This window comes from Mucilaginibacter sp., assembly GCF_036383575.1.
Classification (GTDB): Bacteria; Bacteroidota; Bacteroidia; order Sphingobacteriales; family Sphingobacteriaceae; genus Mucilaginibacter.
Window position 1 is genome coordinate 1 of record NZ_DASVOB010000038.1, and the last position, 7,829, is coordinate 7,829.

At 42.1% G+C, this 7,829-nt stretch carries 7 protein-coding genes; 4 read left to right on the forward strand and 3 right to left on the reverse strand.

Going from position 1 to position 7,829, the window contains the following annotated elements; all coding sequences use genetic code 11:
* Positions 1–200 precede the first annotated feature (200 nt).
* Positions 201–1,121 (forward strand): DUF58 domain-containing protein, encoded by a 921-nt coding sequence (locus VF500_RS01235; RefSeq protein WP_330857926.1) that lies wholly within the window; start codon positions 201–203, stop codon positions 1,119–1,121.
* Positions 1,122–1,248: 127 nt separating this feature from the next.
* Here VF500_RS01235 and VF500_RS01240 read toward each other — a convergent pair whose 3' ends face one another.
* Both VF500_RS01240 and VF500_RS01245 read right to left on the reverse strand, forming a co-directional pair.
* Positions 1,249–2,568, reverse strand: coding sequence for a HAMP domain-containing sensor histidine kinase (locus VF500_RS01240; RefSeq protein WP_330857927.1), 1,320 nt, complete (start codon positions 2,566–2,568; stop codon positions 1,249–1,251).
* 13 nt (positions 2,569–2,581) lie between these two features.
* Positions 2,582–3,259, reverse strand: coding sequence for a response regulator transcription factor (locus tag VF500_RS01245; protein ID WP_121231528.1), 678 nt, complete (start codon positions 3,257–3,259; stop codon positions 2,582–2,584).
* Positions 3,260–3,471: 212 nt separating this feature from the next.
* On the opposite strand from VF500_RS01245, the gene VF500_RS01250 reads away from it, so the two are divergent.
* Both VF500_RS01250 and VF500_RS01255 read left to right on the forward strand, forming a co-directional pair.
* Positions 3,472–4,935 (forward strand): glycoside hydrolase family 130 protein, encoded by a 1,464-nt coding sequence (locus VF500_RS01250; RefSeq protein WP_330857928.1) that lies wholly within the window; start codon positions 3,472–3,474, stop codon positions 4,933–4,935.
* 364 nt (positions 4,936–5,299) lie between these two features.
* A complete protein-coding gene (locus tag VF500_RS01255) occupies positions 5,300–5,968 on the forward strand; it encodes a hypothetical protein (protein ID WP_330857929.1) in 669 nt (222 codons plus the stop codon).
* Here VF500_RS01255 and VF500_RS01260 read toward each other — a convergent pair.
* On the reverse strand, positions 5,965–6,645 hold the full coding sequence (locus VF500_RS01260; protein ID WP_330857930.1) for a phosphatase PAP2 family protein: 681 nt from the start codon (positions 6,643–6,645) through the stop codon (positions 5,965–5,967). The two genes, VF500_RS01255 and VF500_RS01260, sit on opposite strands and share 4 nt — an antisense overlap.
* Before the next feature lie 80 nt (positions 6,646–6,725).
* Between VF500_RS01260 and VF500_RS01265 the strand changes: the two genes are divergently transcribed.
* Positions 6,726–7,829: amino acid permease (locus VF500_RS01265; RefSeq protein ID WP_330857931.1), on the forward strand; the 1,104-nt coding region annotated here is incomplete at its 3' end.

Sequence of the window (7,829 nt, forward strand, 5' to 3'; positions counted from 1 at the left end):
GTCAGTTCGCCTTTTTCAACCTGCTGCACGACCTGCAACTTAAAGGCAAGGCTGTAATCGCGCTGACTGCGCCTACTTACATTCTTTGTTCGTTTTTCCATATAAGTCAACTTGAGTGTCAACTTATTTCAGGACGCGACATACTTTAATGAAAAAGCGTTGCAATTTTGCAACGCTTTTTTTATGCCCTATATTAGCCTATGCCCAAATTAAACGATGATCAGCAAATAAGGCAACTGGCCAATCTCGAACTACTGGCCCGGCAAGTTGTAGAAGGTTTCATCACCGGTTTGCACCAAAGCCCCTTTCACGGTTTTTCGGTTGAGTTTGCCGAGCACCGCCTGTACAACAATGGCGAGTCGGTAAAAAATATCGACTGGAAGCTGCTGGCCCGTACCGATAAATTGTTTGTAAAACAGTTTGAAGAGGAAACAAATCTTCGTTGTTTTCTTTTGCTGGATACCTCATCATCCATGAATTTCCCAGAAACTGGCACTAACAAGCTGCAATTTTCGGTTTACGCTATAGCATCGTTGATGTACCTGTTCAAAAAACAGCGGGATGCCTTTGGGCTTTGTTTGTTTTCGGATAAAATCGACTGGATCAGTGCTGCAAAGTCAACTACAACACACCTGTTTTATTTATATGCCGAGCTGGAAAAAATGTACGCCAGCCCTAAAGTAAACACACAAACCAATATCACCAACGTACTGCACCATATAGCCCAGGAAATCCATCAACGCTCGCTCGTGATCATTTTCAGCGATATGTTGGAGAATAGCCTCGATGCCGAAAAACAGCAGGCCTTATTTGCAGCTATTCAGCATTTGAAATTCAACAAGCATGAGGTGGTGATCTTTAATGTTACCGACAAGCAAAAGGAACTTGAACTTAACTTTGATAACCGCCCTCATCATTTTGTTGATATTGAAAGTGGTGATGAATTGAAAGTAAACCCCGCCCGGATCAGGGAAGCCTACAAAGCATCGTTGAAAGAGTATCGCCACCAGCTGGAATTGAAATGCGCTCAATATCATATCGATTTGGTTGATGCTGATATTCATGAAGGTTATCATCATATCCTGAATACCTATCTGGTTAAGCGTAATAAGATGATTTAAACAAATTGGAGATCTAACAAAAAAGGCTGTTACCAACCGGAAAACAGCCTCTATAGTTAAATAGGGGATCTACTTATAAAATAAACTTTGTAAAGGTATTGATACAATGTGAAGAATGAGTGAAGACCTATTCGCGGTTAAATACGAGATATATGCTGGTCCCCTTATCTTTTACCGAGTCTATTTTCACCCTGATGTTATGAAATGCGGTAATACTTTTTACAATGGCTAAGCCGAGGCCATAACTTTCCTTTTCTTCGGTCTCAAATTTTTCGAAGCGATTAAAAGCGTTTTCAATCTGTTGCTGGTCCATGCCTGCACCTGTATCGGTAATTTCCAATATGTAAAAATCTTCCTTTAGCTCATCGGCAATTGTGATGCTGCCTTTGGGTTTGTTATACTTGATAGCATTATTGATGAGGTTGAACAACAAGGTATGCATCAGCGGGCGGTTGCCCATAATGGAGTAGATGTATTTGATGTTGTTATTGAAAGTGAGGTGCTTTTCTTCCAAACGGTCTTCCAGTTCTTCCTCAATCTCCATAATTGCACCGGCTATCATCACCACATCGGCTTTATCATACTGGTTATTTTCAACTTTTGATATCAGCAGCAGGCTGTTAATGATAGATTTAAGCCGGTTTAATGTTTTCAGCGAAGCATGCATCTTGTTTTCGCTGGCCTCGCTAAGTTCTTCCTGTAACAAAATATTCTCCAGCCGTGAACTGATGATTGAAATAGGCGTAAGCAACTCATGCGATACATTGGCAATAAACTGTTTTTCCAGGCTGAACAGGTTGCTGATCTTTTTCATGAGGGTGCTGATACTATCATCAAGCAGTTCGAAATCCTGGGTGGTGGTTTTTATTTTTTCGTAATCAAAATTCATCGGGTCGTTTACCTTGATCAGTTTACGGTCGATGATCTTATAAAAGGGAGCCAGTAAAAACTTGGTAAATATCAGGTCGCTTACCAGCGTGAGAGCAAGCGCTATCACCAGGGTTAAAAGGGTAAACCTTTTAATAATTGATTTTAATTCCTCAATGGAGGTGATCGATACCCCAATTTCAAGCAAATAGGTGTGGTTGTTAAAGTTAAACTGGTGGGTTAAAATGCGATACGTTTGCGTAACCTGGTCGCTGGTACGGGTTTCGGTGGTAAACCTTGCGCCTTTAGTTTCTGTAGGCTGAAACTTAACCGGTTTAATGATGATAAATTCCTCTTTTAAGATATTATAATCGGTATAAGGCTTTTGATTGGCAAGCTTACTGTTGATCTCTTTTGAGCTGAGATTTTTAAGTGTTTCCCGTTCGTTTTCCTCGAGCCGAAGCTCTACGTGGTTATACGAGATCTTTTCAATAGAAAGCAGGATAAGCAGGCCTGTAAAAAGTATAATGGCTATCTTGGTTAACGTATTATAAAGGGCCAGTTTTACCTGTAATTTCATATAGCTGTTAAGTTCAGATGTTAATGCGGTAACCGATACTCCTCACAGTTTCAAACCAATCGATAGGAATGTATGCCGATAATTTTTTACGGAGGTTTTTAACATGCACATCCACAAAGTTGGAGTCGGAGTTTATTTCCAGTACATCGCCCCAAACGTGCTCAGTGAGATTGGTGCGGGATATAACCCGGTTTTTGTTAAGCACCAGGTAGTTAAAGATTTCAAATTCCTTTTTGGTGAGGGCTATCCGTTCTTCGTTATAAGTAACGGTGCGGTTTTGAATATTGATCTTTAAGCCTTTTACGTTGATGTCATTACTTTCCAGGCGGTGTTTGCGGCGGGTAATGGCATGCATACGGGCCAGTAGCTCATTCAGCGAAAACGGTTTTGCCAGGTAATCGTCGGCACCTTGCTCAAGGCCCGATACCCGGTCGTCAACCGCGCCGCGGGCTGTGAGGATGATTACCGCATCTTCACGGTTGTTCATGCCTTTCAGCATTTTAAGCAGATCGAAGCCATCGCCGTCGGGCAAACCGAGATCGAGCAGGATAAAGTCATAATTGTTTACGAAGATCTTTTCGGATGCCGACTTTTTGGTGCGGGCATGTTCAACCGTAAAACCTTCGTGGCTTAAAAATTCATCAACTTCAAGCGCAAGGCCTTTTTCGTCTTCAACAATTAGTACGTTCATAATTGCGCAAATTACAAAAACTATAAATAAGGGTTACAGGATCAGGATGTTCATGATAGGCAAAGTACTGCACCAAACATTAACAAAACATGAAGATAGGTTTTTATAACGGCCTGTAAAGTGCCATTTTTAAAATGTTGCGTTTTAATTAAAAAAGCATAAATCAATTTGCGCTGATTGGTGTTACAAACTAAAAGCTACCACTTCATTGTATGAGACTTTCTATCGAACGCAAACCCATCCGAGTAAATCCCGATCCGAAACGTGTAATTGCAAGGTTTTTTTTCAATGGGAACGACCGCGCAAAAGAAGTTATTGAACGCGTAATGCTCATCAGCGAAGATGATGCTTTTGGCATTGTATCGCCCTTACTGCAGGAGTATTCCAAAAGGCACCGTAATATTACCCGTGTGCTTAACAGGCATTGCAGCAAGCTTAAGCCCCTGTTTTTGGAGCTGAATATTGATTTTGATACACTTACCGTTTATCGCAAGCTGCTCATTGGGTCATATTTTACGCACGAATATTCTATTGAATCGGCGGCGTTCTTTAATCCTTCGATAGTGGAAGATCCCGACCAAACCGAACTGGAAGACGGGCAGCGCCGGGTGATCATCAGTTTCAGGGCGGTAGGCGAGGGGCATATCTCCTCAATAACTTTTCGCCGGGCCTGGATAGATAAGGATAACAATATCTCCATACAGCCCGCAGGCAGTTATATTGATGAAGCCGAAATTGTACGGAACGCTGTTTATAATAAAAAGCTGTTTTTTGAAAAGGCGGCCATTACGCAGATCAACATTGATGTAATTAACGAGCTGGAATCAAAGCTCGATCATCATTTTGAATACGCCAACCTACGCCGGATCATTATGGATTCGCAAAGGCTGCAGGAAGATGATATGAAACGGCTGGAATATGATAAAGTGCTCTGGCTTGCCGACTCTTATTATGAAATTGTTTTTTCGCTGGATACCGATATTTCCGACAGGGTGATCTTCCCGATATCCGAATATGAGCGAAAGGGGATTGAAGACGCCCGTTTTGTACAGTTTACCAACGATGACGGAAGCAAGCTTTACTACGCTACCTACACCGCTTACGATGGCTCGCTAATTATGCCGAAGCTGCTGCAAACATCTGATTTTTATAATTTTAAGATCATGCCTCTATATGGAGCAGGGGCACAAAACAAAAACCTGGCCCTGTTTCCGCGTAAAGTGAATGGCAAGTATGTAATGATATCGCGGATAGACGGCTGCAATAATTACATCATGTATTCAGATAAGATCAATATCTGGGAAAAGCCGGTGATGCTGCAACAGCCTAAATTTAGCTGGGAATTTGTACAGATAGGTAATTGCGGCTCGCCAATTGAAACGCCTGATGGCTGGATCATGATCACCCATGGTGTAGGCCCCATGAGGCGTTATGTACTGGGGGCAAGCCTATTAAAGTTGGATGACCCTGCTGTTGAAATTGGTCGTTTAAAAGAGCCATTGCTTATTCCCAACAGCGATGAGCGCGAAGGTTATGTACCCAATGTGCTTTATTCATGCGGAGCCATAGTACATAATAACAAGCTCATTATTCCTTATGGTGTTTCCGATTCATCTACCGCTTTTGCCGAGGTGTGTTTGGATGAACTCTTAAATAAACTTAAAGCCGAAGGCTGAAAACTATTTTAAGCTTAGGCTTAAAGCAAAAAGCATTTAAGGAAGCTCAAAGTTGAAAGCAGAAAGCAAAAAGCTTTTAATTCTCCACCGTCATTGCGAGGTACGAAGCAATCCCCTATATGCAGAGCAGCTATGCAGATTCGCCCTATAAGTTTGGGATTGCTTCGTACCTCGCAATGACGCTTTTTGTTTAATTGCACCCCTCGATAACATTTGCATTTCCTTCCCAAAAAAAGCTTTCAGCCTTAAGCTTTCTGCTTTTAGCTAATATTTATACTGTTGATTTTAAGTCATTTAAACTTCATTGAAATCTCATAATATATTATTAGTTAAAACTTATTCTTCGTTTTCAAGTTAAATAAATATGAAAAAGATAATTTTAAGCTTAAGCATAATGCTCATTTCGCTTGCAGGTTTTAGCCAGGCACTAAAACCCGTAAAGATAGATAGTCTTGTTACGGTCTCATTGCCAGAAGGCTTTATCAAAAAGGATACGTTAGGTCAACAGATATACCAGGGTACTGCAACATTGGGTAATATTTTGGTTTTACGCGTTCCCAATGCTAATAACAAACCTTTAAATAAAGAGAAAGATCTGAAGGATGTATTTAAAAGCTACATCAATGGTATCCAGAAACAATCTGTTAATGGCAGCGTGATGTATCCGCGTGATACCACCATAGGCAAACTGGAAGGTAAAGTATTTACCCTTAGGATTGATAACAGTGGTTCAACCGGCGAATCTCCTGAGTTAAGGAACTTTATCCTGTTATACACCCAGGACGCAACATATACCTTTGAGTATAATTACCCTGAGCAAAGGGCCGATCTGGCAAAAGCCGAACTGAAACAATTTTCAGGCTCTATCCATATTGCACCTACTTTAGATCGTCGTGATCAGTATTTGTCTGATGCAAAAGGTATGTCGGCCCCGGTCAAAATAGGTATTTATGCTGGTGGCGCCGTTATTGTGCTAATCATTGTGTTGACGGTTGTCAAACGTAAAAACAGGCATCTGGAAGCAGGAGTTTAATTAACAGCAGGGGCTTTCTTAAATAGATCGAGCAGGCCCCTGTTCCATTTGGCCGAGTTGATGAATTGTTTACCATCAAGCCAGGTGAGCCAGAATATAGTAACAAACACGCCAATGGCCGAGCCGGCAAGAACGTCCTCATAAAAGTGCTCGGTTAAATACATTCTTGAATAGCCAACCATCATGGCAACAAACAAGGCTGGGATACCCCAGCCTTTGTTTTTACAAAGGTATGTTATCACCAGTGCCGCCGAAAAAGCGCTCACTGTATGCCCCGAAGGGAAGCTGTATTTCTCTAAAATATAAACACCATCTACGGTATGTACCCTGCTCCATTGGTCGGCAAAATATAGCTTGGGCCGGGGTGCAATGTAAATGTATTTCAGGATCTGTGCTACAATTGATGTGATGGCATAGCTTGAGGCCAGCAGCAGCCAGCTGCGATAGCTGAACAGGAGCATGAAAAGCGATAATATTACGGCTGTAGTGCCATCGCCAATGTCAGTAACGTAAGGCTCAATAGCATCAAGCCAGGGCTGGTTCCAGCTGTTTACGGTGAAAAAGATAGCCTCGCGGCTGCATAGCAGTTTGATGATCAAACAGGTGGCTAAAACGATAAGGTAAAGGATAAAAAAAGGGCGGATCCTGTACAAAACGTCTTTTATTCCTATCTTCATGGTGCAAAGTAAGCATATACTTATTCAATGCAAAAAAATGATTAATTTTGAGATTGATTAGCACTTATTAATTAAACTACATGTCGAAAAGTATCTTTCGTAAAAAGTCAGTAGCAAAAATTTTAAATGATGTTGAATGTGGTTTTAGTGATAGTGAGCATCCCGGTACTGCAACATCCCAACTCAAAAAAGAACTTAATGTAAAAGACCTCACCCTCATGGGCATAGCTGCTGTTGTAGGGGCAGGGATATTTTCAACCATTGGTGAGGCGTCTTTTCATGGCGGCCCGGCGGTTTCTATCTTGTTTATATTGACCGCGGTTACCTGTGGGTTTTCGGCCCTTTGTTATGCCGAGTTTGCCTCGCGCATCCCGGTTGCCGGTAGCGCATATACCTACGCTTATGCCTCTTTCGGCGAATTGATCGCCTGGATCATTGGCTGGGACTTGTTAATGGAATACGCCATCGGTAACATAGCGGTAGCCATTTCCTGGAGCGAATACTTTGTAAACCTGCTCGAAGGTTTTCATATCCACATGCCTAAATTCCTTACGATGGACTATGTTTCGGCCTTGCGCGGGCATGAGCAGGTTCAGGCGGCAGGAGCAAATTTGGCCGACCTTAGCGATAGGGTAAAAGCAGAAGCACTGGCCTGGACCCAGGCGCCTGGTATTGGTAATTTCAAATTGATAGCCAATTTACCCGCCCTTTTAATTGTTATCATCATCACTTACCTGGTTTATATAGGCATCCGCGAAACAAAAAAAGCTACTAATGCCATGGTAGTGCTTAAAATAGTGATCGTAATAGCGGTTATAGTAGTGGGCTTTTTTTATGTAACGCCGGCCAATTGGCACCCGTTTATGCCTAACGGTTTCAGTGGTGTTATGAAAGGTGTATCAGGTGTGTTTTTTGCCTACATCGGTTTCGATGCCATATCAACCACCGCCGAAGAGTGCGAAAAACCGCAGCGCGATCTGCCCCGCGGCATGATCTACTCACTGATCATTTGTACGGTATTATATATCCTGATAGCCCTGGTGCTTACAGGTATGGTAAGCTATAAAGACCTGCAGGTTGGCGACCCACTGGCCTTTGTTTTTGCCAAAGTTGGTTTAAATAAAATAAGCTACGTGATCTCTATCAGCGCGGTTATTGCTACGGCCAGTGTATTGCTGATATTC